General features: G+C 70.5%; 23 protein-coding genes. 13 read left to right on the top strand and 10 right to left on the bottom strand.

The window, feature by feature from the left end; genetic code table 11:
• Positions 1 to 121: 121 nt before the first annotated feature.
• The 4 genes from V5F63_RS15915 to folE form a co-directional block, all read right to left on the bottom strand.
• Positions 122 to 1,204, bottom strand: coding sequence for a patatin-like phospholipase family protein (locus V5F63_RS15915; protein WP_209483761.1), 1,083 nt, complete (start codon positions 1,202 to 1,204; stop codon positions 122 to 124).
• A gap of 155 nt (positions 1,205 to 1,359) precedes the next feature.
• Positions 1,360 to 2,400 carry a helix-turn-helix transcriptional regulator gene (locus V5F63_RS15910; RefSeq protein WP_394100910.1) on the bottom strand — a complete coding sequence of 347 codons (1,041 nt, stop codon included), beginning with the start codon at positions 2,398 to 2,400 and terminating at the stop codon, positions 1,360 to 1,362.
• A gap of 441 nt (positions 2,401 to 2,841) precedes the next feature.
• The gene (gene hisI, locus V5F63_RS15905) at positions 2,842 to 3,339 is read right to left on the bottom strand and encodes a phosphoribosyl-AMP cyclohydrolase (protein WP_209483757.1); all 498 of its coding nucleotides are present in this window, start codon (positions 3,337 to 3,339) and stop codon (positions 2,842 to 2,844) included.
• A 72-nt stretch (positions 3,340 to 3,411) separates the two neighbouring features.
• Positions 3,412 to 4,137: a GTP cyclohydrolase I FolE gene (gene folE / locus V5F63_RS15900; protein ID WP_394028171.1), complete on the bottom strand. Its 726-nt coding sequence runs from the start codon at positions 4,135 to 4,137 to the stop codon at positions 3,412 to 3,414.
• Between the two features lie 367 nt (positions 4,138 to 4,504).
• Between folE and V5F63_RS15895 the strand changes: the two genes are divergently transcribed.
• Positions 4,505 to 4,948, top strand: coding sequence for an iron-sulfur cluster assembly scaffold protein (locus tag V5F63_RS15895; RefSeq protein WP_394100911.1), 444 nt, complete (start codon positions 4,505 to 4,507; stop codon positions 4,946 to 4,948).
• A gap of 68 nt (positions 4,949 to 5,016) precedes the next feature.
• On the opposite strand, the gene V5F63_RS15890 is transcribed toward V5F63_RS15895, so the two are convergent.
• A complete protein-coding gene (locus tag V5F63_RS15890; RefSeq protein WP_394028172.1) occupies positions 5,017 to 5,616 on the bottom strand; it encodes an HD domain-containing protein in 600 nt (199 codons plus the stop codon).
• Positions 5,617 to 5,733: 117 nt separating this feature from the next.
• Between V5F63_RS15890 and yidD the strand changes: the two genes are divergently transcribed.
• A complete protein-coding gene (gene yidD / locus V5F63_RS15885) occupies positions 5,734 to 6,147 on the top strand; it encodes a membrane protein insertion efficiency factor YidD (RefSeq protein ID WP_394100967.1) in 414 nt (137 codons plus the stop codon).
• Positions 6,148 to 6,149: 2 nt separating this feature from the next.
• On the opposite strand, the gene V5F63_RS15880 is transcribed toward yidD, so the two are convergent.
• The 5 genes from V5F63_RS15880 to gspD all read right to left on the bottom strand — a co-directional run bounded on the left by V5F63_RS15880 (position 6,150) and on the right by gspD (position 12,405).
• Complete coding sequence (locus V5F63_RS15880; protein WP_394100968.1) at positions 6,150 to 8,336, bottom strand: transglycosylase domain-containing protein; 2,187 nt, start codon at positions 8,334 to 8,336, stop codon at positions 6,150 to 6,152.
• Positions 8,337 to 8,503: 167 nt separating this feature from the next.
• Positions 8,504 to 8,932 carry a YidB family protein gene (locus V5F63_RS15875; protein ID WP_394100912.1) on the bottom strand — a complete coding sequence of 143 codons (429 nt, stop codon included), beginning with the start codon at positions 8,930 to 8,932 and terminating at the stop codon, positions 8,504 to 8,506.
• Positions 8,933 to 8,981: 49 nt separating this feature from the next.
• The gene (locus tag V5F63_RS15870) at positions 8,982 to 9,518 is read right to left on the bottom strand and encodes a tetratricopeptide repeat protein (RefSeq protein ID WP_245327185.1); all 537 of its coding nucleotides are present in this window, start codon (positions 9,516 to 9,518) and stop codon (positions 8,982 to 8,984) included.
• A 53-nt stretch (positions 9,519 to 9,571) separates the two neighbouring features.
• Entirely contained in the window at positions 9,572 to 10,216 is a 645-nt protein-coding gene (locus tag V5F63_RS15865; protein ID WP_394100913.1) for a prepilin peptidase, read from the bottom strand.
• Positions 10,217 to 10,224: 8 nt separating this feature from the next.
• Complete coding sequence (gspD, locus tag V5F63_RS15860) at positions 10,225 to 12,405, bottom strand: type II secretion system secretin GspD (protein ID WP_394100914.1); 2,181 nt, start codon at positions 12,403 to 12,405, stop codon at positions 10,225 to 10,227.
• Between the two features lie 566 nt (positions 12,406 to 12,971).
• Between gspD and V5F63_RS15855 the strand changes: the two genes are divergently transcribed.
• The 11 genes from V5F63_RS15855 to V5F63_RS15805 all read left to right on the top strand — a co-directional run bounded on the left by V5F63_RS15855 (position 12,972) and on the right by V5F63_RS15805 (position 21,970).
• Positions 12,972 to 14,636, top strand: coding sequence for a GspE/PulE family protein (locus V5F63_RS15855; protein ID WP_394100915.1), 1,665 nt, complete (start codon positions 12,972 to 12,974; stop codon positions 14,634 to 14,636).
• A gap of 4 nt (positions 14,637 to 14,640) precedes the next feature.
• Positions 14,641 to 15,849 (top strand): type II secretion system F family protein, encoded by a 1,209-nt coding sequence (locus V5F63_RS15850; RefSeq protein WP_394100916.1) that lies wholly within the window; start codon positions 14,641 to 14,643, stop codon positions 15,847 to 15,849.
• Between the two features lie 27 nt (positions 15,850 to 15,876).
• On the top strand, positions 15,877 to 16,326 hold the full coding sequence (gspG, locus tag V5F63_RS15845; RefSeq protein WP_209489782.1) for a type II secretion system major pseudopilin GspG: 450 nt from the start codon (positions 15,877 to 15,879) through the stop codon (positions 16,324 to 16,326).
• A gap of 14 nt (positions 16,327 to 16,340) precedes the next feature.
• Positions 16,341 to 16,817, top strand: coding sequence for a prepilin-type N-terminal cleavage/methylation domain-containing protein (locus V5F63_RS15840; protein ID WP_209483739.1), 477 nt, complete (start codon positions 16,341 to 16,343; stop codon positions 16,815 to 16,817).
• Positions 16,804 to 17,205, top strand: a complete 402-nt coding sequence (locus V5F63_RS15835; protein WP_209483737.1) for a prepilin-type N-terminal cleavage/methylation domain-containing protein — start codon at positions 16,804 to 16,806, stop codon at positions 17,203 to 17,205. The genes V5F63_RS15840 and V5F63_RS15835 overlap by 14 nt, the downstream gene beginning before the upstream one ends.
• Positions 17,202 to 17,927: a PulJ/GspJ family protein gene (locus V5F63_RS15830; protein ID WP_394100917.1), complete on the top strand. Its 726-nt coding sequence runs from the start codon at positions 17,202 to 17,204 to the stop codon at positions 17,925 to 17,927. Before V5F63_RS15835 ends, V5F63_RS15830 begins: the two co-directional genes overlap by 4 nt.
• On the top strand, positions 17,924 to 18,865 hold the full coding sequence (locus tag V5F63_RS15825) for a type II secretion system minor pseudopilin (RefSeq protein ID WP_394100918.1): 942 nt from the start codon (positions 17,924 to 17,926) through the stop codon (positions 18,863 to 18,865). Before V5F63_RS15830 ends, V5F63_RS15825 begins: the two co-directional genes overlap by 4 nt.
• Positions 18,862 to 19,941, top strand: coding sequence for a PilN domain-containing protein (locus V5F63_RS15820; RefSeq protein ID WP_394100919.1), 1,080 nt, complete (start codon positions 18,862 to 18,864; stop codon positions 19,939 to 19,941). Before V5F63_RS15825 ends, V5F63_RS15820 begins: the two co-directional genes overlap by 4 nt.
• Positions 19,938 to 20,549, top strand: a complete 612-nt coding sequence (gspM, locus tag V5F63_RS15815; RefSeq protein ID WP_209483729.1) for a type II secretion system protein GspM — start codon at positions 19,938 to 19,940, stop codon at positions 20,547 to 20,549. The genes V5F63_RS15820 and gspM overlap by 4 nt, the downstream gene beginning before the upstream one ends.
• Complete coding sequence (locus V5F63_RS15810; protein ID WP_394100920.1) at positions 20,546 to 21,235, top strand: hypothetical protein; 690 nt, start codon at positions 20,546 to 20,548, stop codon at positions 21,233 to 21,235. Before gspM ends, V5F63_RS15810 begins: the two co-directional genes overlap by 4 nt.
• 114 nt (positions 21,236 to 21,349) lie before the next feature.
• On the top strand, positions 21,350 to 21,970 hold the full coding sequence (locus V5F63_RS15805; protein ID WP_348634213.1) for a TIGR02466 family protein: 621 nt from the start codon (positions 21,350 to 21,352) through the stop codon (positions 21,968 to 21,970).
• Positions 21,971 to 22,009: the final 39 nt, after the last annotated feature.

Genomic DNA, 22,009 nt, shown 5'->3' with positions numbered 1-22,009 from the left:
GCTCCGCCCGCCGCGCGGCACCTATACTCACGCATGGGGCGGGCCTCAGCCCAGCGCCACCCGTGCCCGCGCCCGGCGCGGGCCTACCCCAGCGCGACCCGTGCCCGCGCTTGGCGCGGGCCTACCCCAGCGCCACCATCGTGGAGGAAATGTCCTCCAGCGCCCGCTCGGCGGCCTCGGTGCCGGCGGCGATGGCCTCCTTGGCCCGCTGGAACTCGAACAGGCCGATTCGGCCGAGCTTGGGGGAGAGCATCACGTCCGGCGGGTCGCCCGCGAGGCGGGAGCGGGCGATGCGGTCCTGGGTGATGTTGAAGGCGTCGATCATCACCGTGGTGAGCCCGCGCGGCCCGTCGCCCGAGGGGCCGGCAAAGAACTGCCGCCGCAGCCGTTCGGGGCTGAGCATGCCGGCGAGCCCCTCCTTCTTCTCGGCCACCGCCATCTCGGCGACGCGCTCCACCACCCCGCCATGGTCCTGGATGACCGTGCCGCGGCCGAACACGTCGGCATTGAGGTTCACCGCGATCACCATGCGCGCGCCCATGGCGCGGGCGGCGGAGACCGGCACCGGGTTCACCAGCGCGCCGTCCATCAGCCAGCGGCCGCCCACCTTCACGGGGGTGAAGATGCCGGGCAGGGCATAGGAGGCCCGGATGGCGTCCACGAAATCGCCGCGCGTCAGCCATATCTCGTGGCCGGTGCCCAGCTCCGTCGCGATGGCGGCGAAGACGATGGGCAGGTCCTCGATGGCGATGCCGCCCACGTTGCGGCGCATCAGCTCCACGAGGCGTCGACCGCCGATGAGGCCGGCGGCGCCGAGATTGAAATCCAGCAGGCCGAGCACGTTGCGCTTGGTGAGGCTGAGCGCCCAGTCCTCCAGGGTGTCGAGCTTGCCGGCGGCCCAAATGCCGCCCACCACCGCGCCGATGGACGTGCCCGCCACCACCGAGGGGCGGATGCCGGCGCGGTCCAGCGCCTTCAGCACGCCGATATGGGCAAAGCCGCGCGCCGCGCCGCCGCCCAGCGCAAGGCCGATGGCCGGGCCGTTGGGCGCGGACGTGCGCGGTGCCGGGTGGGCGGGCGTGCCGAGATCGGGCGTGCCGGCATCGGCCGGCGTCGGCGCGGGGCTGGTCGAGGAAGACGTCGCAGCTTTGGGGGCGGCCGCTGCGGCGGTGGGGCCGGATCGCCAGTGGAGGGACTGAAACATCGACGCCTCCCGTCGCGCCGCGAGGCTGGTGCCGTGGGACGTCTCACTCCCACCTGCACTGACCCGATCCCGGCGCACCGCTACAGTGCCGACTCGTTTACTAAAGTCTGGTGACCGAAGCGTGGCGCCCTGGCGCACGCGCCGAGCGCATGGGTTCATTCCGCCCGGATCGCGCTCCAGGGCGCCCGCTGGCGCCGCGTCGCCGAGGGCGCCTCGCCGAAATGGCGGCGGAACTGGCGGTTGAAGGTGGAGAGATCGCGGAAGCCGGCCTCGAAGGCGAGGTCGGAGATGCGCCGGTGGGTCTGGCGCGGATCGCCGAGCATCCGGCGCAGCCATTCCATCCTGAGCCGGGTGACATAAGCGGAAAAAGTCTCGCCGTTTTCCTCGAACAGAAGCTGCACATAGCGCGCGCTGATGCCGAGCTGGGCGCCGATGGTGGCCGCCGACAGCTCGGGCCGGTGAAGGGCCGCCTGAATGGCCGTCTTCGCCGCGGCGAGGCGCGCCGCCCGCACGCTGCTGCGGCCCAGCCCCTCGCGCAGGCCGGCGGCGCCCTTGAGTGCCAAAGCGGTGAGGTCGGCAATGTGGGCGGCCACGATCCTGCCGCCTTCCTCCGAGCCGATGGGGTGTTCGGCGACGAGGTCCGCATAGGCGAACATAAGGTCGAGCATCGGGTCGCCGGGCGCGATGTGAACCATGTCGATGTCGTCCACGTTCGGCACCATGGCGCGCAGCAGCGACCGGGAGATCTGCACGCTGCGAAACGCCGTGTCGGGCTGGAGCAGCGCCGACGACCGCTGGCCGAGGCTCCACACGCCGGTTTGCCCGGCTCCGATTTCGAGCGAGTGGCCCTGCGGGGTGGTCACCCGATAGGCGCGAGCGGGCCGGCAGATGATGAGGTCATCCACGCCATCGGCCAACAGGGCGGTCGTCCGCGTCGAGACCAGGGCGCTGGCGTGTCCCTGCGCGACCATCGCGCCGGGGAGCTGGAGGAAGCAGGCCGAGATGGAGAAGGGGTCGTCGGGATCGGGGGCGAGTTCGAGACCGACCAGGACGGGGCCATAGAACTCCAGGGCGAACGCCATGCGATCGGCTTCCGGAACGTCGGAAGTGCTGAACCTTACGGGCGCGAGCGCGCCGGCGAGGCCGGCGGCCTGCGGCACGGACGTGTCGGCTGTTGGCGTCGGAACCTGGGGCATCTGATCGGCGCTTGGCTTGCGGCCCGGCGGCGGCTGGAGCCGCCGGTTCCGCACGTCGTCGTAATGCGGCGGAGCCCGCCTGAAGCCGGGAGAGATGCCGCGCGCCAAGGATCGCAAGGGAAGCTTTGCCACGTCAACGACCGAAGCGATGTCGGTTGGCCGTGTCGGGCTTTTTTCCGGAAGGGAAGCCGGATGATTCGTCCCCTGCATAGGGCGGGTGCGCGCAATGCCGAGAAACTTGCCGGGCAATGTCCGATAACGAGATGCGGACCAGGGTTTCAGGCGATTCCGTCAGGGCGATCGCCTGCAATCTCCGCTGCCGGTGCAGTGCCGTCGTCCCGTTCGTCTCGCCCCCGCAAGCGACGGGTCGGCACTGTACCGGCCTCCCCACAGGCATGGGACAGCGGCCGCCGGTGCGTCACGCCATACGGGCCGCCGGTGTCAGTGGTCGTGGCCGTGACCGTCCGTGTGCCCCTTGCCGTAGACGGCGGCGGGATCGAAGCGCGGGGTGTCGCCGGTGAAGGCGAGGCGGGTCGCCTCGGAGGGCGCGGCGCCGATGGGAACCGAGCGATAGAAGCAGGAACGGCGGCCGGTGTGGCAGGCGGCACCCGTGCCGCCCATTTCCACCTTGATGACCACCGCATCCTGATCGCAATCGATCAGCATCTGCCGCACCTTCTGGGTGTGGCCGGAGGTCTCGCCCTTCTTCCAGAGCTTGCCGCGCGAGCGGGAGAAATAATGCGCCTCGCCGGTCGCCATGGTGAGGGCGAGGGCTTCCGCATTCATGTGGGCGAGCATCAGCACCTCGCCCGTCTCCGCATCCACGGCGACGCAGGTGACGAGGCCGTTGGCGTCGAAGCGCGGGGAGAGGAGGGTGTCCTCCTCCAGCGCGGCGCCCTTGCCGGCGGCGGGGAAGGTGAAGGCGGTGTCGGCGCTCATTCGCTGGACTCTTTCGCTCGCGTGTCGGGCGCTCCCGCCTCGGCAGGAACGCCTCTCGGCGGCGGTCCTGCGTCAGCCCTTGGAGCGCACCAAAGTGATGAAGCGCACCTGCTCGGCCGGATCATCCCGGAAGACGCCGGTGAACTGGGTGGTGAGGGTGGACACCCCCTGCTTGGTGATGCCGCGCATGGACATGCACATATGCTCGGCCTCGATCATCACCGCCACGCCGCGCGGGCGCAGGCTCTCGTCGAGGGCATTGGTGATCTGCGAGGTCAGGTGCTCCTGCGTCTGCAGCCGGCGGGCGAAGATGTCCACCACCCGCGCGATCTTGGAGAGGCCCACCACACGCTCCACCGGGAAATAGGCGACGTGCGCCTTGCCCACGAACGGCACCATGTGGTGCTCGCAATGGGAGTGGAACGGGATGTCGCGCACCAGCACGAAGTCGTCGAAGGTGCCGATCTCGCCGAAGGTGCGGTCGAGCAGCTCGTCGGCATCCTCGCCGTAGCCGGAGAACAGCTCGTCATAGGCCTTCACCACGCGCTTCGGCGTGTCGAGCAGGCCTTCGCGCGCCGGGTCCTCGCCGATGTAGGCGAGCAGCGTCTTCACCGCCGCTTCCGCTTCCGCGCGGGAGGGCCGGGGGCTGCCGTCCGAGAGGGGGGGATGCACCTTGGGGAGGGCAGGGGCACCATCGGGCGCGGGCGCACGCGCAGCCTCGGCCCGCTTGGCCTTCAGCTGACGCTCCCGCTCCTCGTTCTCGGCCTGCGCCTTGAACAACTTGACTACCGCGTCCATGACCAACTCCGTTCGACCCGCCATCCCAGGGGGCCGGGAAAAGGCGGGAGTGTCACCGGTTGTCGGCTCGCTTGCGCGGTGTCGCTCAAACCGCGCCCCGCCGGACCTGCCGGCGGCGGCTTTGCCGTCCGTGTCAAAAATGAAGGCCCAAAGCTGGGCCCAAGTTCCATGATGGGGCCGAAGGGCCATTTTCGCAAGGGTGAGGCGGCTCAAGTTGCCACGCAAAGGTTTGATGGCACCATCCGATTGGCCGGGACCGCCTACCTTTGCGTCCGTTCCTCCCGTCTCTATATAAGAAGGCAAAGCCCGCGCGGCAGGGTCCGGCAAGGTCTTCCGGCCCGTGCCACGCCGCCTGATCGGTTCGCCCATGATCAATGATGTCTACAACGCCCGCATCCTCGCCCTCGCCGCCGATATCCCGCGGCTCGGCCGGCTCGCCGCGCCGCAGGCGAGCGCGCGGGCGCATTCCCGGCTGTGCGGCTCCACCGTCACCATCGATCTGGTGATGGACGGGGATACCGTGACCGATTTCGCTCACGAGGTGCGCGCCTGCGCCCTGGGGCAGGCCTCCTCCTCCCTCATGGCCAGCCACATCATCGGCGCCAGCGCGCAGGACTTGCGCGAGGCGCGCGACACCATGTGGAAGATGCTGCGGGAGAACGGCCCGCCGCCCGCCGGCCGCTGGGAGGATTTCAAGGTTCTGGAGCCGGTGCGCGACTACAAGGCGCGCCACGCCTCCACCATGCTCACCTTCGACGCGGTGGTGGACGCCATCGGCCAGATCGAGGCCGCCCGCGCCGCCGCGGAATAGGCCTCCGGCCTCAGCGCGGAGACGCATTTTCTTCACGCGAACCGGTGCCCCCTTCGCTTGAGAATGCTTTAGCCCGCCGCCCATTCCTCGGCCCGCCGCGTCTCGATGGCGGCGATGGCTTCCTCGGCCGCCTGATCGAACGCCGCTTCCAGCGCCGGGTTGATGCCGCGCAGCCCCGCCGCCACCGCCCGCGACCATTCCACATAGGCCCGGGCGCGCGCCTGCGGCCAGTCCTCCGGCGGGTCCTCGGCGAGGGAGCGCAGGTTGCAGGTCTTGTCGGCGAGCTTCAGCAGCTTGCCGCGCGGGGACAGGTGGGGCGCGTGCTCCACCTGCAGGCGCTTGCGCTCGGGCGATGTCAGCCCCTTGTCGTCCGTCACCTCCATGACGAGGGTGGCGATGTCCGGGCCGAAGGTGGTGGCGATCTCCTCCGGCGTGACGCCCTGGTCCTCCACCACATCGTGCAGCAGCGCGGCGGCGATGAGGTTGGGGTCGGTGCCGCCGGTCGTCTCGCTCACCAGCAAGGCGACTTCCACGAGGTGGTTCACATAAGGCTGCGCCCGCCGCCCCTTCCGCCGCTGGTCGGTGTGGCGCAGCGTCGCGAAGGCGAGGGCGCGCATCACCACGGACAAAGGCGGGACGGAAGAACCGGGCGGGAAGACATCAGGCATCGTCGATCACCTCGCGCGTCAGCAGAGCCCCGGAAGCAGGAGCCGCGCGGGTCGCCGGGACCAGCTCGGCCCCGACTTCGACATGAAGGCTGGATAGGCGCATTCCGCCCCTTGAGCATGGCGAATGTGGGGCGGCGGGGCATCGAGGCAAAGACCGAGGCGCATATGGCGGCGGATGACAGCGGGACAAAGGAGACGGCAGGGCCGGTGCGGGGGATTGCCGCGCAGGTCGCCCGCGCGCCGCGCCTCGCCCTGCGTGGGCTCATCCTCGTCTATCGCTACACCTTCTCCGCCTTCATGGGCCGGCAGTGCCGCTATCTGCCCACGTGCTCGGAATATGCGGAGGAGGCGGTGATGCGGCACGGCGCGCTTCCCGGCGCGGTGATGGCCACCGCCCGCATCTGCCGCTGCAATCCCTGGGGCGGGCACGGTTATGATCCGGTGCCCCAATGCCTGCCCACGGGCGGGCGCTGGTACAGGCCCTGGGCCTATGGCATCTGGCGGACGCCGAAGGCGCCGGACGAGGGTTGATCTCAGTTCCGGCGCACGGCGGTCGGCATCGGGGTCGCGGGCGCCGCAGGGGCGCCGGCGCCGGCGGGGGCGGGCGCGGGCGTTGCCTGCGCCGCGGCCGGAACGGGGGCTGCTGCGGCACCGGCGTCGGTCATCTTCACCTCCGCCTCCTTGAACATGCGCTCCAGCGCCGCCAGCCGCTCCGCCGAGCGGGGCGAGAGGGTGACGGGTCGCTCGCTGTCGGCGAGGCCGGGCACGTTCATGGCGGCGGGCGGCTCGTCCAGCTTCGGAATGGGCGTGGTGACGCCGGGGATCGGCTTGATCTCGATGCCCTGGTGGGCATAGGCCATCACCTTCTGCCAGGTCATGGCGGGCAGCGAGCCGCCGGTCATTTTGTTCATCATGGCGTAGTCGTCATTGCCGAACCACACGCCGCAGACGTAATTGCCGGTGAAGCCCATGAACCAGGCGTCGCGATAGGCATTGGTGGTGCCGGTCTTGCCCGCGACCTTGGCATTGACGAGGCGGGCGCGGCGGCCGGTGCCGTTCTCCACCACGTTGTTCAGCATGTCGTTGATGTCATAGAGCTGCTGCTGCGGGATGATCTGGATGGGCTTGGGCGCGTCGCGGTCGAAGCGCCACACTACGTCGCCGTTGCCGATGCGCATCTCGATGACCGCGTGGGGGTAGACGCTCTTGCCGCCGTTGGCGAACACCGAATAGGCGGTGGTCATGTCGAACAGCGTCACCTCGGCGGCGCCCAGCGGCAGCGGCGCGCTGATGGGCAGCGGGGTCTTGATGCCCATCTGGTGGGCGAGATCCACGATCTTCTTCCGGGTGAAACGTTCCGCGAGGCGCACCGCCACCGTGTTCAGCGAATGCTGGAGCGCGGTCTTCAGCGTGATGGAGCCCATGTAGGAGCGCCCGTAGTTCTGCGGGCACCAGTTGCCGAGGCAGATGGGCGCGTCCTGCACGATGGTGGAGGGCTTCATGCCGCCCATCAGCGCCACGGTGTAGACGAAGGGCTTGAAGGAGGAGCCGGGCTGGCGCAGGGCGTCGGTGGCGCGGTTGAACTGGCTCTCGCCATAGTCGCGCCCGCCCACCATGGCGCGCAGGGTGCCGTTTGGCTCCATCACCACGACGCCGCCCTGCTTCACCTTGTAGTCGCGGCCGAACTCGTTGAGCGAGGTCTCCAGCGCCGCGTCCGCGACCTTCTGGATGTTGGGGTCGAGGCCGGTGCGGACGATGAAGTTGCGCTCGACCACGGATTGGGGAAGCTGGTCCACCAGCTTCTTCACCTCGCCGAAGGCGTAGTCGAGATAGAAGTCCGGCACCTCGTCGTCGCGGCGGTCCACCGGCGTCGCGGGATTGCGCCGGGCGCCGAACACCTGACCTTCCGTCATGAAGCCGGCCTCGACCAGATTGTCGAGCACGGTGGAGGCGCGGGCGCGGGCGGCCGGCAGGTTGATGTGCGGGGCGTATTTGGAGGGCGCCTTGAACAGGCCGGCCAACATGGCGGCCTCGGAAAGGCTGACCTCCTTCACCGACTTGCCGAAATAATAGCGCGCCGCCGCATCCACGCCGTAGGCGCCGCCGCCGAGATACGCGCGGTCGAGGTACAGCTTCAGGATCTGGCTCTTGGAGAGGCGCGACTCCAGCCAGATGGCGAGGAAGGCCTCCTTGATCTTGCGCTCGATGGTGCGCTCGTTGGACAGGAACAGGTTCTTGGCGAGCTGCTGGGTGAGCGAGGAGCCGCCCTGCCGCACGCCGCCCGCCCGCGCATTGGTGACGAGGGCGCGCGCCGTTCCGGCGACATCGATGCCCCAATGCTCGTAGAAGCGCCGGTCCTCCGTGGCGAGGGTCGCCTTGATGAGGTTGTCGGGGATGTCTTCCAGCGGGATGGTGTCGTTCTGCTTAACGCCGCGCTCGCCGATGGAATTGCCGTAGCGGTCGAGGAAGGTGACGGCCAGTTCGGTGCGCTTCAGCCAGTCGTCGGAGGTCTCGCGGAAGGCCGGCATGGCCAGCGCCAGCATCACCATGGCCCCGGCCACGCCCAGCGTGAAGCCTTCCGAGGCCGCGCCGATGGCCCAGCGCCCGACGCCGGTGACGTTGAACCGCTCGGTGAAGGCGGAATAGGCGGACAGGATGTTGCGCGTGCGGGCGCCGAGGCTGAACAGGGAGCTGTCCAGCAGCGCGTCGAAATCGAGCATCAGCCCGCGCAGGCGCTCGAGAAGGGTAGGACGCTTGCGCTCGGTCACGGTGCGGGCTCTGGTCTTTCTCAAGGATGGCCCGATGGCGCCCCCGCGCCGCGACCGGACCTGCCCCTATATAGCGGTCCCGCGCGGCGCGCGCGAGCCTCCCGCCGCACACGCTGACGTCAGGCGGCGGACCGCTCGGGCAGCTCGAACGTGCCGTCCGGGCTCAGCCGGTCCACGATCACCGGCAGGAAGCGGGCCATCAGGCCCGGCAAAGGCGCGGCCGGCAGGTTGAAGGCGGCGGCGAGTTCCGCGATGCGTGCCTCGCCCAGCGCCGCGACGATGGCGTCCCCGTCCACCGGCAGGTTCGGACCGTCGGCGATCCAGCTGTCCAGCGCCTCCGAAAGGCCGCCCGCGCGCAGGGCCTCGGCGAAGCCCTCGATGCCGCCGAAGCTGGTGCCGGCCATGGTCCGGTCGATCCAGCCGGGCAAAGCGGCGACGGCTGGGCTGTTCAGGAGGCTATCGAGCAGGCCGCCCACCGCGCCGCTCTTCTTGATCTGGCCGACGACGCTCGAAACGAGCCCGCCGATCATCTGGTCGAACAGGGCCATGCCGCCTCCGCAATCCGGGATCACGGACGGCATCAAACACCCGCTCCGGTTAGAAGGGCGTGAACGAGCGCGGCCGGTTCAGCCAGAGGGGCTGGGGTACATAGGGCGGGGCCGGCATCCACAGGATGGCCTGCTCCTGCGCGGCGGCGATCTGCGCCCGGCTCATCTTGGAGGCCACCGCATCGCGGATGCGGGTGAAGGTGTCGCGCTCCTGCTTGCCGGCCCGGGCGGCGGCGAGGATCAGCCATTTCTGCGAGAGCACCACGTCGATGGGCACGCCCCGGCCCTTGTCGTAGGCGAGGCCGAGAAGGTATTGCGCGGTGGGGTCGCCCTGCTCGGCGGCGCAGCCGTACCATTGGGCCGAAACAACGAAATCCTGCGGCACGCCCTTTCCGGTCTCGTAGAGGTAGCCGACCATCCCCTGCGCCTTCGCATCCCCTTCCCATGCGAGGGGAATGAGCAGCGCGGCGGCGGTCACGTAGTCACCCTTGGCATAGGCGGCGTAGGCGCGGGACTGGGGACCGTCCCGGCTGCCGGCCATCACCGGCCCGGCGGCGAGCGCCAGCGCCAGAATCAGAGCCAGCATCGCGGCACAGCGGCGTAAGGCCTGTGTGGGAAAATTCTCGTCCGGGCGCATGCTCAGCTCGCCTTGAGGAGGAGGGCGTCAATCATGAAGGCGATCCACACCGCCGGCGCGAGAAAAAGGCCGAACGGCAGCCGTCCGTCGAGGCGCAGCGCCCGGCCCGCCGCGCGGCGGCGCAGGGCGTAGGCGAGGAGGGCGGACAGGGCCGCGATCTCGATGGCGAGGGGAATGGCCGTCACCTCCAGCCAGACGCCGGCAAGCACGGCGAGCTTCACGTCGCCGAGCCCCAGCCCGTCGCGTCCGCGCAGCACGCGATAGCCCGTCCGCAGGCCGAGGAAGAGCAGGCCCAGGAGAATGCCGCGCACGCCGGAAACGATCAGTCCTTCCGCAACGTCGTCGGCGGCGAGCACCACATGGACAAGCCCAAGGGCGATGCCGGCGGCGCTCAGGGTATCGGGAATGAGGAAGTGCCGCGCGTCGATGACGGCGATGGCCGCCAGCACCGGCACCAGAGCGGCAAGCGGCAGGCCGGTGGGAAGCCCCGCCACCGCGAGGCTCGCGCCCATGGCGGCGAGGCAGACGGCGGCGAGGGCCGCGACCTCGCCCCGGCTGGCCACGCGCGGATGGGCGCCGAGGCTTCCGGGAAGTCCGTCGCCAAGGGAAGGCTGGTGCACGGCATCACCCGTTGCGGCTTCGGCCATGGCGTGCCTCACCGGTTGATGAGCGGCTGCGGGCCGCCCGGCAGCACGCCCACCGTGCCCTTGAGCTTGGCGCGCAATTCCTCCGCCACCGTGTGGGCATCCATATTGTCGCGGATGATCTGGGGGCGGATGAAGATGATGAGCTCGGTGCGCTTCACCGTGGTGTCCTTATGGGCGAAGGCATCGCCCAAGCCCGGGATCTGGTCGAGCACCGGCACGCCCTGCCGCACGCCGTCGCTGCGCTCGCTGATGAGCCCGGCGAGCAGCACCGTCTGCCCGCTCGTCACCGCGATGGTGCTCTTCACCCGGCGCTGGGAGACGGTGGGGGTGAGGGTCGAGCTTTCGGACGAGCTGCCGTTGGCGGTGGGCTGCTTGGTGACGTTGCTGATCTCCTGCTCGATATCGAGCCGCACCTGCCCGTTCACGTTCACCCGCGGCGTCACGTGCAGGATGATGCCGGTGTTCTTGTACTCGATGGTGTTCACCACCGTGTTTGAGGAGGTGAGCACGGTGGCGCTGCCGGTGGAGACCGGCACCTCGTCGCCCACCTGAAGTGTCGCCTTCTGGTTGTCCACCACCACCACGGAGGGGTTGGACAGCACCTTCACGTCGGTCACGGTGTGCAAGGCGTCGAGGATCATCCGCGGCTGGTTCTCGCGGCCGATCAGCAGGTTGAAGCCGGGCAGCACGCGGTTGATCGCCTGGTCGGTGACGCTTGAGGACAGCGTGTTCATCACCGAGCCGTTGTTCTTGCCGAGGCCCAGATTGTTGCTGGTGAGATAGAACTGCACGCCATAGGCGAGCTGGTCGTTGAGCGTCACCTCCGCCACCGTCGCCTCGATGGCCACCTGCAACTGCGGCTGGTCGAGCTGGAGCAGGGTGCGCTCGATGATGCGGTAGTTCTCCTGGCTCGCGTAGATGAGCAGGGAGTTGTTCACCTGATCGGCGGTGATGCGGACGCCCGAGAGCAGCGCCCCGCCGCCACCGGACGGCCCGGAGCCGGGACCGCCCTGCAGTTCGTTGTCGGTCTCGCCCCGGTTCACCGGCTGGGCGTTCTGGCCCTGGCTCTGGTTCTGGGGCGGCGTCTGGCCGAGGCGCTGCTGCACGGACATGGGGCCGTTCGAGCCACCGCCATTGGATGAAAGCGAGGTGCCCGAGCCCGGCGCGATCTGGTTGGAGGCCTGGTCCAGCCCCTGGGAGGACGTGCCGTTGAACAGCTCGTTCAAAACCCGCGCGGTCTGCCGCGCCTCGCCGTAGCGCAGGCGATAGACGCGCACGCCCACCGAGCTGTCGGAGCGGTCGAGGCGCTCGATCCAGGTGGCGGCGGTGCGCAGCAGGTCCGGCTTCTTGGCCACCACCATCACCGAATTCATCCGGTTGATGGCCTGGAACTTCACCATCTTGTGGCTGAGCCCGCCCTCGCCGGCATCGAGCAGCGTCTCCAGCTCGGTGATGAGCGGTTCCGGCGCGCTGTTGCGCAGGGGGTAGATGCCCACCGACTGGCCGCGCATCCAGTCGGCATCGAAGGAGAGGGCGGTGTTGATGGCCGCCTGTCGCTCCTGCGCCGTGCCCTGGATGAGCAGGACGTTCCGGCCGGGGTCCACCCGCACCATGCCGGCCCGCGTGGCGAAGCTGTCGATGACCGGCATCAGCGTCTCCGCCGAGACATACCGCAGCGGCACCACGGAGACGCCGTAGCCCGGCTCCGGCCGCGATGTGCCGACATCGGTGGCGCCAGAGCCGGCGGCCTCGGTCAGCGGCATCAGCTGGTAGCCGGAGGAATCCCGGACGAGGGCGATGCCGTTGGCGCGCAAGGCGCTCTCCAGCACATAGGCCAGATCGGTGCGGGCGACGGGGCGGGCCGAGGACAGGCTGATGGTGCCCTGCACCCGCGGATCGATGATGACGTTGGCGCCGAGGATATCGGTGAGCACCACCTTGGCGACGGTGGTGACGGGGGTGTTCTCGAAATTGAGATCGTACCCGCCATCCGCTCCGCGCTGCGCCGCTCCCGCCGCCCCGACCGCCGCCGGATCGGTCACGGGCTGCGCGCCGGGGGTGGCAAAATATTCGATGGGCTGGCGATTGTCGGTCGACTGTTGCGGCTGGGCCACAGGCTGCATGGGCTTCGGCGACAGATCGATGTTGCGGACCTGGTCGAATGTGCTCTGGGGCTTCGTATCGTCCATGATGCCCGAGCAGCCGGAGAGGACCGCGGCGAAGAGGATCGCGCACGCCAATACAAGAGTGCCCGGTCGTGGGCTCGACCGGCCGCGCCAATCCTCAATCACGCATCACCCGCTACTTCCGAACGCAAGAGCCGCGCGGCCAGAAGAGCCGTGGGATCCGATAGCCGCATGCAAGGGCCACAGTCGCAGGCGCGCGCCGAACGACCCTTGGCGCCCATCCTTTAGCGACTGCATGTGACGGATATATAAGGGTTGACCGGAGCCGCTGCCAAGCTTCAGTTAGCTGGCTATCGCCGCACCGGGGTGGTGTCCGAATGTCGTGACATTGTCATCACGGTGACGCGCGAGCGTCACGGGAGCCGGGAATACCAGGCTGGCGGCTTCGGTGCCCCGCGCGGGCAACAGGCGGCTACCGCAAATGGGCCGGCACTGCGCCTGGAGTTGCTTTCCGGCCGCAACCTTCGCCGGTGATGCGGTCCATGTTAATAGCAGTCAAGGTCCAGCTTCAGAAGAGTGCCGCTGCATGACGCGGCGGGATCCGGACTCTGGCTTTCGGGGACGCGGGCATGAGCGGGGAGGGGAGCGCCGATTTTCTGAGCTTCCTCGCCGCGCGCGTCTCGGGTCAGGCGGCCGGGGGCGGAACGGACACCCGTCCGCTGCGTCAGGTGTGGGAGGCGAGTGAGCTCACCGCCGGCGATTTCGCCGATGAGGTGGCCCGCTTCTACCGGCTGCCCCGCATCGCCCTGCCGGAGCTGATGGCGGCGCCCTCCCTCGTTTCGCACTTTACCCCGCGCTTTCTGCGCGAGATGACGGTGCTGCCCTTCCGCGCGGCGGACGGCACGGCCTGGCTCGCGGTGGGCGATCCCACCGACGAGACGGTGGTACGGGCGGCGGAGATCGTGCTGGGGAGCAAGGTCACGCTCGCCGTCGCCTCCTTCGAGGATATCGCCACCGCCTTGGCCGAACGGCTCGGCGCCGACGAGGCGGCCGCCCGCGAGGCCGCCGGTCCCGCCACGGCGCGGGCCGAGGACGACATCGACAGTTTGCGCGACCTCGCCTCCGGCGCGCCGGTGGTGCGGGCGGTGAACGATCTGTTCGACAAGGCCATGGAGCTGCGCGCGAGCGACATCCATATCGGCCCGTTCCGCACCGGCCTCGAGGTGCGGCTGCGCATCGATGGGATGCTGCGCCCCATCCATGCGCTCGCCGACGTGCTGCCGCAGGCGGTCATCTCCCGCATCAAGATCCTTGCCGGCCTCGACATCGCCGAGCGACGCCTGCCGCAGGACGGCGCGGCGCGCCTCAAGCTCGGGCGCGACGAGATCGACGTGCGCGTCGCCATCATGCCCACCCAGCACGGGGAAAGCGCCGTCATCCGCCTTCTGGCGCGGGACCGGGGCGTGCTCACCGTGGACAAGCTGGGCCTCGCCCCGCACGACCGCGAGACGCTGATGAAGCTGCTCGCGCTGCCCCACGGCATGGTGGTGGTCACCGGCCCCACCGGCTCGGGCAAGACGACCACGCTCGCCACCATCCTCTCGGTTCTCAACGAGCCGACCCGCAAGATCCTCACCATCGAGGACCCGGTGGAGTACGAGATCCGGGGCGTGTTCCAGTCGCAGGTGCGTCCGCAGATCGGGCTTACCTTCGCGGCGGCGCTGCGCTCCTTCCTGCGGCAGGACCCGGACGTCATCATGGTGGGCGAGGTGCGCGACCCGGAGACGGCGCACATCGCCGTCCACGCCGCGCTCACCGGCCATCTGGTGCTCACCACCCTCCACACGGACACCGCCGCCGCCTCGGTGCCGCGCATGCTGGACCTCGGCGTGGAGGGCTTCCTCCTCAAGTCCACCCTGCGTGCGGTCATCGCCCAGCGCCTCGTCCGCCAGCTGTGCGAGCGCTGCAAGCGGCCGCACACCCTTTCGGTCTCGGATGTGCGGGACGACCCGCGCTATGCCGCCCTCGGCCTCGCGGCGGGCGAGACGGTGTACGAGCCGGTCGGCTGCGAGCGCTGCGGCGGAGCCGGCTATCGCGGGCGTATCGGCGTGTTCGAGGTGCTCACCCTCTCGGACGACATCCGCGAGATGATCGACCGCCATGCCGGCGCCGCCGCCCTCGACCGCGCCGCCATCTCCGGCGGCATGACCACCATGCTGGACGATGGCGTCGCCAAGTGCCGCGCCGGCCTCACCTCGGCCGCCGAGGTGCTGCGCGTGACCACGGTGCGCTGAGCCCATGGCCACTTTCTCCTACCGCGCGCTCACCCAGGCCGGGCAGATGGTGAGCGGCGAGATCGCCGCGCCCACCGAGGCGGAGGTCCGCCGCCGCATCGAATTCCTCGGCCTCGTGCCGGTGGAGACGACGCCGCTCAAGGAGAAGAAGGAGAGCGCCTTCGGCTTCACCTTCGGCGCGCCCAAGGCGGAGGACGTGACCCTCTTCACCCGCGACCTCGCTCTGCTGCTGCGCGCGGGCGCGCGGCTGGACGAGGCGCTCGAACTGCTCACCGGAGACACCGACCTCGGCCGCATGCGCGCCGTCGCCCGCAAGATCCGCGCGGACGTGCTGGCCGGCGAGAGTCTGGCGGAGGCATTGGCGTCCCATCCCAAGCTTTTCCCGCCGGTCTATGTGGCGCTGGTGAAGGTTGGCGAGGCCTCCGGCACCGTGGACCGGATGCTGGAACTGGTCGCCGCCGAGCGGCAGAGGGCCGAGGAGCTGCGCCGCAAGGTGGTGTCGGCGCTGCAATATCCCGCCTTCGTGCTGGTGGCGGCGGGCGGCGTGCTCGTCTTCTTCCTCATGTTCGTGATGCCGCAATTCTCCTCCGTGCTGCGCGACATGGGGGCGAAGCTGGACCCCATGGTGCAGGTGCTGCTCGATCTGTCGGACGGATTGCAGGCCCATGCCATGGAGGTGGGCATCGCGGCCGTGGTGCTTCCGGCCCTCACCTTCCTCGCGCTTCGCCGGAAGGAAGTGCGCGGGGCGGTGACGGGCGTGCTCTCCAAGCTGCCGCTGGTGCGCACGGTGCTTCTGTTCCGCCGTTCGGCCGTGTTCTGCCGCAACCTCTCCATCCTGCTCGGCAACGGCGTGACGCTGACCGCCGCGCTGCGCATCATCGTGGACGTGATGGCGGCGGGCGAAGAGGCCTCCGTCTGGGCCAAGGCGGCGGACCGGGTGCGCCACGGCGGGCGGCTGTCGGATGCCTTCGCCGAGGGCGACGTGCTGCCGCCCATGGCCATCCGCATGCTGCGCCTTGGCGAGGAGACCGGCCAACTGGCCCTGCTCTCCGGCCGCATCGCCGATTTCTACGAGGAAAAGCTCCAGCGCGCCCTCGCCAGGGTGGTCGCGGTCATCGGCCCGGCGGCCATCGTCACCATTTCGGTGGTGGTGGGCGGGCTCATCGTCTCGGTCATGACCGCGTTGCTGTCGGTCAGCCAAAGCATCGGGTGACGAAACGTGAATCAAGGTCCCGCCCCCATGATGGCCCATATCCCGTCCCGCTCTCGTCGCCGGAAGAGCGAAGGCGGCTACACGCTGGTGGAACTGCTGGTGGTCATCACCATCATCGGCCTCATCGTCGCCCTCGTGGGGCCGCGCGTGCTCGGCTATCTCGGCGACAGCAAGGTGAAGACGGCGAAGATCCAGATCCAGGGCTTCTCCAGCGCCCTCGATCTCTTCTATCTGGATGCCGGCCGCTATCCCTCCTCGTCGGAAGGGCTGAACGCGCTGGTGCAGCGGCCGGGCAATGTCTCGACCTGGAACGGGCCGTACCTGAAGGGCGGCACCGTGCCGCTCGATCCCTGGGGCAAGGCCTACGCCTATCGCGCGCCGGGCCAGCATGGGCCGTTCGACATCGTCTCCCTCGGCTCCGACGGGCAGGAGGGCGGCACCGGCAATGCCGCCGACGTCACGAGCTGGGCGCGGTAGGCCGGAGACGTCGCATGTCGCGCGGGCGCGCAAAGGCGGGGGGCGGCGAGGCGGGGTTCACCCTGCTGGAGGTCGTGTGCGCTCTCGCCATCGTCGCCGCGCTGGCGACCCTCGCGCTGCCGCGTCTCGCGCCGGGCACCTCGCGGGCGAAGCTCGAATCCCTCGCTGTGGAGGCCGCCGCGCTTTTGAAGGCCGACCGCGCCGCCGCCATCCGCCGGGGCGTACCGGTGGCGACGGCGGTGGATGCCACCGGCCGACGCATGACCTCCGGCTCAGCCGGCCGGGTGGTGCGCGTGCCCGGCGACGTGCAGATGGACACCGTGCTGCCCGCGACCTGCGACGGCCGGCCGGCGCGCGCCTCGGTGCAATTCTTCCCCTCCGGCCTCTCCTGCGGCGGCGTGGTGGCCATGCTCAAGGGCGGGACGGGCTATGAGGTGCGGGTGAACTGGCTCACCGGCGGCGTCGAGATTGTGCCCCGTGGCCGCTCCTGATCTGCGCCTCCGGCGCCGCACCGCCGGTTTCACCCTGATCGAGGTGCTGGTGGCGCTGGCGGTGGTCGCGGCCTCTCTCGGCGCCATCGCCATGGTGGCGGGCTCCAGCCTGCGCGGCACCAGGATCCTGGAGCGGCGGGTGGCGCTGCTGCAGACCGCCCGCGCCGTGGAGACGGGCATTCCGAGCCGCGATCTCATCCAGATCGGCCGCACCGAAGGCGAGATCGCCGGTCATCGCTGGCAGATGGACGTGCAGCCGATGACGCTCGCCGGCCTGCCGGACACTGCGCCCTGGACGCCCCTCGACATCCGCATCCGCGTGCGCGGCCCCGGCGGCGAGATGGTGGCGCTGGAGACGGTGCGCCTTGTGCGGAGCCGGCCGCAATGAGCACCATCGCCTCGCGCCGCCGCCGCGCCGGCTTCGGCCTCATCGAGATCCTGGTGGCGATGACGCTCACCGGGCTGGTGCTCGCCGCCATCGCCATGGTGACGGCGAAATGGCTCCCCGCCTGGCAGCGCGGGCTGGGGCGGGTGCAGCAGAGCGAACTTGTCGCCCTCGCCCTCGACCGCATGGCGGCGGACCTCGCCGCCGCCGCTTTCCTGCCTTCCGTGCAGGGTGGGGCGGAGCCCCTGTTCCAGGGATCGTCCGAGCGCGTGGTCTTCGTGCGCGAAGTGCTCGCCCCCGGCGCGGCGCGGGGCTTGGAGGTTGTCGAATTGGCGCCCGTGCCGGACGGGCGCGGCTCCGCCATGGTCCGCCGCGCCGCGCCCTATGCGCCGCCGGCCGAGGCCGGGGGGCTTCCGTCGTTCGGCGCGCCGGTGCGGCTGCTGCGCCCGCCGGTCAGCGTCTCCTTCTCCTATGCCGGCCGCGACGGGGCATGGCACGCCGAATGGCGCGGCGAGGAGGAACTGCCGCGCGCGGTGCGCATGGTGGTGCGCGAGGGGGGGCGGGCCACCGGCGCCTCCACCTCCGTCACCATCCGCTCGGACGCGCCCGCCTTCTGCGCCGCCGACGCCACCAAGCCCATCTGCGGGACCGCCATCGGCTTCAGCGGATCGCGCGCAACAGCGGTCTCCGGCGCGGGCGGCAACGGTGGGGGAGCGACGCAATGAGCGCGATCCGACTCAGGCGCGCCCCGGCAGGGACGGAGCGCGGCTTCATCCTCGTGACCGTGCTGTGGATTCTCGCCGCCCTGGCCGCCTTCACCGCCGTCTATGCGGTCTATGTGGCGGACACGGCGTCGGCCTCCGCGGTGCGCACGCAGACGCTGCGCGCGGATGGGCTGGCGATGGCGGGGGTGGAACTGGCGGCGCTGCGCCTCCTCTCCGTGCCGGCGCAGGAGCGGGCGACCAGCGGCGAGGTGCGCTTTCGCATGGGCGAGGCCAACGTCTCCGCCCGCTTCGCCGACGAGGCGGCCCGCATCGATCTCAACGCCGCCGCGCCGCCCGTGCTGTCCGGCCTGTTCCAGGCGTTGGGCGTGCCGGAACCGGCGGCAAAGGCCTATGCCGCCAGCATCGCCGCCTGGCGCGCGCCCGCCTCGGGCGACAAGTCTTCTGCGGTCGGCGATGCCGAGGCGGGACATGGGCAGGGCGCCTTCGCCCATGCGGCGGAACTGGCGCGCGTGCCGGGCCTGCCGGCCGACGTGGTCGCCGCCGCGCTGCCTCACCTCACGGTCTATGCCGGACGGCGGGAAGTGAATCCGGACATCGCGGGGCCGATGGTGCGCGCGGCGCTGGCCAAGGCGGGGCAGGGGATGGACGACATCGACACCGCCACCTTCGCGACCTCCGGCGAGGACAAGGCGGGCGGCGAAGGCAGCGTCGTCGCGGGCGCCTCGGGCATCGCCACCGCGGCCGGGGACACGGCGCGCGTGACCGTGCGCGTCGCGTTCGACGACGGACGGCGGCTGGGTATGGAGGCGGTGATCCTTTTGCGGGACTTCGGTGTCGATCCTTATCGCGTGCTCCTGTGGCGCGATCTCTCGTGGCGGGAGCTTGCCGACGACGCGCCTCCCGCCGCCCGCCGGAAGACGACGGGAGGACGGCCATGAGCCTGGTTCCGGGCGCACCCGACGCCTCGCTGCTGACCCGCGCCATCGATGGCTTCTCGGCCTTCGTCGACCTGACGGCGACGGCCCTCGCCACCGCCTTCGCCGCCGGCCGGGCGCGGCTCGGCCGGATGCGTGCGGTGCGGATCGAGGAGCGGGAAGACGGCGCCTTCGTCCTTCCCGGCGCCGTACCGTTCCCCCTTGCGGCCGCCGCATCGCATGGCGTGCCGCCCGAGGTCGCGGCGTCGCTGAAGGGCCGGGAGGTGGAGCTGGCGCTCGACCCCGCCCGCTTCCTGTTCCGTCCGCTCGATCTGCCGGAGGGGGCGAGGCCCTATCTCGACGGCATCGTGCGGGCGCAGATCGACCGGCTCACGCCCTGGAGCGCGGCAGAGGCCGCCTTCGGCTGGACGGCGCCCGAACCGCTGGGCGACGGCCGCATCCGCGTGATGGTCGCCGCCACCCCGCGCGCTCGTCTCGCCCCCGCCCTCGATGCGCTGAAGGCGCTCGGCGTCGGCCATCTGGTGCTGACGACCCGTCAAGGCGATGGCGCGTCCATCACCGTTCATGCCGGCGCGTCCGGCGAAGGGGCCGGCACGGCACGCCTCAGGCAAGTGTTGCTCGGCGTGCTTGCGGCGGCGGCCCTCGCGGCGACATTCGCGTCCGGCGTGTCCGGCTTCTTGGGCGGCAGCCTCGACGAGGAGCAGCAGACGCTGGACCAGGCCATCGCCGCCCGCCGCCGCGCCATCGCCGCCGCCCGCGACGGACTGGGCGCGGAGGGCGCGGCCCTGCGCGGTCTGGAGAAGGCCAAGCGCGCGCAGGCGCCGACCGTGCTCGTGCTGGAGGCGCTCTCCCAGGTGCTGCCCGACCACACCTATCTCTCGGCCCTGACCGTTCAGAACGGCAAGGTGGAGCTGACCGGCGTCTCCCGCGAGGCGCCCTCCCTCGTCCGGCTGCTGGAGGAATCGAAGCACTTCTCCGCCGCCACCTTCGTCGCCCCCACCACCCGGCAGCCGGGGGATGCGGGGGAGCGCTTCCAGATCCAGGCCGACATTACCGTGCCGTTCGAGGTGACCCAGTGACCGCCGCCGCGCCCGCCCGTTCCCGCCGCACGCTGGCGCTGGCCGCGCTGGGCTATGGCGTGCTCGTCGCCGTGCTTCTGGCCGTCGCGTTCGGCGAGGTGGCGGACGTGCTGGCCAAGCGCGCGGCGGTGGCGGAGGCGCAGGATCTGCTGGACCGGCTGGAAGGGCGAAGGCCCCCCCGGCCCGGCGCCGCCGGGGCCGAAGAGCGCGGCTCCCCCTTCCTCGAGGGCGCGACGGTGACGGTGGCCGGCGCATCGCTGGCCGAGCGCGTCGCCGCCGCCGCCGATGCGGCGGGCGGGCATCTCGTCTCTTCCAGCGTGGAGCTTGGCGCCTCGCCGCTGGGTCCTGGCTTCGTGGCGGTGGCCGCGACCATCGATATCGGGCAGGAGGATCTGCAGAACCTGCTATATGATATCGAGACGGGGCAGCCCTTCCTGTTCGTGGATCCCCTTGTGGTCCAGGCCCAGGGGCAGGGCGCTGCTCTGGGGCAGCTGGACGCGGATGGAGCCGAGGGACGGATGCAGGGCGATGGCGCCGAAGCACGGGGGCAGGAAGGACGCATCCAGGTGATGCTGACCGTCCATGGCCGCTGGCGGGGGGCGCGATGATCCGCCTCGTCCCCCCATCCGCGCGCCGTCGGCGCTCGCTTGCGCTCGCCCTCGCTCTTCCGGTTGCCGTCGCGGGGATCGCCACCGCTGTTTCCGCGGCCTCGACCGAGGTGGAGGCGCCCCCGCCGCAGATCGAATTTCTCGCGCCCGGCCAGCCGCCCGCCCGCGCCCCCACGGCCAGCGCCGACCCCGAGCGCGGAAATCCCCTGTGGGCGGTCCCCATCGAAAGCCTGTCGGCGACCCGCGACCGCCCCCTGTTCACGCCCTCGCGCCGCCCGCCCGATCAGCCGGTGGCGCTGGCGCCTCCGCCGCCCTCCGCACCGCCCGCCGCCGCCGCCGCGCCGCGTCCGCAACTCGCGCTGATGGGCACGGTGGTGAGCACGGCCGGCAGCATCGGCATCTTCACCGATCAGGCCAGCGGCCAGATCGTGCGCCTCAAGGTCGGCGATGCCCATGGCGGTTGGACGCTGCGCAGCGTCGGCCCGCGCGATGTGGTCATGCACGGCAGTGCCGACACCGTGACCCTCGCCTTGCCCGCCCCCGGCAAGGGCGGCCCCCAGCCGCCGCGCGGCTCCGAAGGCCCGTTCGCCGCGGCGCAGGTCGGCAATGCGAAGCCGGTGGCCGGGCAGGTGCTGGTGCCGCGCCGCACGAAGCCGTCGCCGGCGGATCTCGATTCGAGCCATTGACGGTTGGCTTCGGGCGTTTGCCGGCCGCGCATCACCTAAGGTCGTCATCGTGGGGTCATGGGCCATAGGGAAAGTGCGCCGTCTCCCCGTCTCGCGCACATCGGCCGGCCTGTCGTGACCCAGCTTATCGGACTTTTCCCCACCCCCGTGATGCGCGTCGAGGGCCTCGTCGGCCCCGCCGACGTGGCGGCGCTCGCGGCCGAGGTGGCGGACCGCACCTCGCTCACCAACGCCTATTCGGACCTGCTCTCCCACACGCCCGTGGCGGGCGATCAGTCGGACACCCTGCTGTCGCGGCTGGGCGCGCTGGTGCTGCCCAAGGTGACGGAGTTCGGCGAGGTGCTGTTCGGCGAGGCGCTGCGCTGGCAGATCAAGGAGATCTGGGTGAACGTGCTGGAGCCGGGCGGGCACCAGGCCATCCACACCCATGCCAACAGCTTCATCTCCGGCGTCGTCTATCTGACGGAAGCGCACCCCTCCGCCAATATCGTCTTTCACAAGGCCATCGGCGGCAGCGGCTTCATCTTCGGCAACACCAATCCCAATGCCCGCATCAACGCCTTCAACGGCGGCAAGTTCGCCATGCCGCAGACGGGCGCGGGCGATCTTGTGATGTTCCCGAGCTACCTGCTGCACGAGGTGCCGGTGAACAAGGGCGGGCGGCGCATCTCGGTGGCGTTCAACGCCATTCCCGACCGCCTCGACAATTTCGGCTACGCCATCCACTTCACTTGAACGCAAGAGCACGCCTTTTCAGGGAGAGGCCCATGTTCA

Source organism: Xanthobacter wiegelii (assembly GCF_043193855.2).
Taxonomy (GTDB): Bacteria; Pseudomonadota; Alphaproteobacteria; order Rhizobiales; family Xanthobacteraceae; genus Xanthobacter; species Xanthobacter flavus_A.
This window is presented reverse-complemented; position numbering and strand designations above follow the sequence as displayed.

Excerpts from the sequence above, each read along its gene's own strand:
- V5F63_RS15915 (WP_209483761.1), bottom strand. The coding sequence starts at position 1,204 with ATGTTTCAGTCCCTCCACTGGCGATCCGGCCCCACCGCCGCAGCGGCC.
- V5F63_RS15910 (WP_394100910.1), bottom strand. The coding sequence starts at position 2,400 with ATGCCCCAGGTTCCGACGCCAACAGCCGACACGTCCGTGCCGCAGGCC.
- hisI (WP_209483757.1), bottom strand. The coding sequence starts at position 3,339 with ATGAGCGCCGACACCGCCTTCACCTTCCCCGCCGCCGGCAAGGGCGCC.
- folE (WP_394028171.1), bottom strand. The coding sequence starts at position 4,137 with ATGGACGCGGTAGTCAAGTTGTTCAAGGCGCAGGCCGAGAACGAGGAG.
- V5F63_RS15895 (WP_394100911.1), top strand. The coding sequence starts at position 4,505 with ATGATCAATGATGTCTACAACGCCCGCATCCTCGCCCTCGCCGCCGAT.
- V5F63_RS15890 (WP_394028172.1), bottom strand. The coding sequence starts at position 5,616 with ATGCCTGATGTCTTCCCGCCCGGTTCTTCCGTCCCGCCTTTGTCCGTG.
- yidD (WP_394100967.1), top strand. The coding sequence starts at position 5,734 with ATGGCGAATGTGGGGCGGCGGGGCATCGAGGCAAAGACCGAGGCGCAT.
- V5F63_RS15880 (WP_394100968.1), bottom strand. The coding sequence starts at position 8,336 with ATGCTCGATTTCGACGCGCTGCTGGACAGCTCCCTGTTCAGCCTCGGC.
- V5F63_RS15875 (WP_394100912.1), bottom strand. The coding sequence starts at position 8,932 with ATGGCCCTGTTCGACCAGATGATCGGCGGGCTCGTTTCGAGCGTCGTC.
- V5F63_RS15870 (WP_245327185.1), bottom strand. The coding sequence starts at position 9,518 with ATGCTGGCTCTGATTCTGGCGCTGGCGCTCGCCGCCGGGCCGGTGATG.
- V5F63_RS15865 (WP_394100913.1), bottom strand. The coding sequence starts at position 10,216 with ATGGCCGAAGCCGCAACGGGTGATGCCGTGCACCAGCCTTCCCTTGGC.
- gspD (WP_394100914.1), bottom strand. The coding sequence starts at position 12,405 with ATGGACGATACGAAGCCCCAGAGCACATTCGACCAGGTCCGCAACATC.
- V5F63_RS15855 (WP_394100915.1), top strand. The coding sequence starts at position 12,972 with ATGAGCGGGGAGGGGAGCGCCGATTTTCTGAGCTTCCTCGCCGCGCGC.
- V5F63_RS15850 (WP_394100916.1), top strand. The coding sequence starts at position 14,641 with ATGGCCACTTTCTCCTACCGCGCGCTCACCCAGGCCGGGCAGATGGTG.
- gspG (WP_209489782.1), top strand. The coding sequence starts at position 15,877 with ATGATGGCCCATATCCCGTCCCGCTCTCGTCGCCGGAAGAGCGAAGGC.
- V5F63_RS15840 (WP_209483739.1), top strand. The coding sequence starts at position 16,341 with ATGTCGCGCGGGCGCGCAAAGGCGGGGGGCGGCGAGGCGGGGTTCACC.
- V5F63_RS15830 (WP_394100917.1), top strand. The coding sequence starts at position 17,202 with ATGAGCACCATCGCCTCGCGCCGCCGCCGCGCCGGCTTCGGCCTCATC.
- V5F63_RS15825 (WP_394100918.1), top strand. The coding sequence starts at position 17,924 with ATGAGCGCGATCCGACTCAGGCGCGCCCCGGCAGGGACGGAGCGCGGC.
- V5F63_RS15820 (WP_394100919.1), top strand. The coding sequence starts at position 18,862 with ATGAGCCTGGTTCCGGGCGCACCCGACGCCTCGCTGCTGACCCGCGCC.
- V5F63_RS15810 (WP_394100920.1), top strand. The coding sequence starts at position 20,546 with ATGATCCGCCTCGTCCCCCCATCCGCGCGCCGTCGGCGCTCGCTTGCG.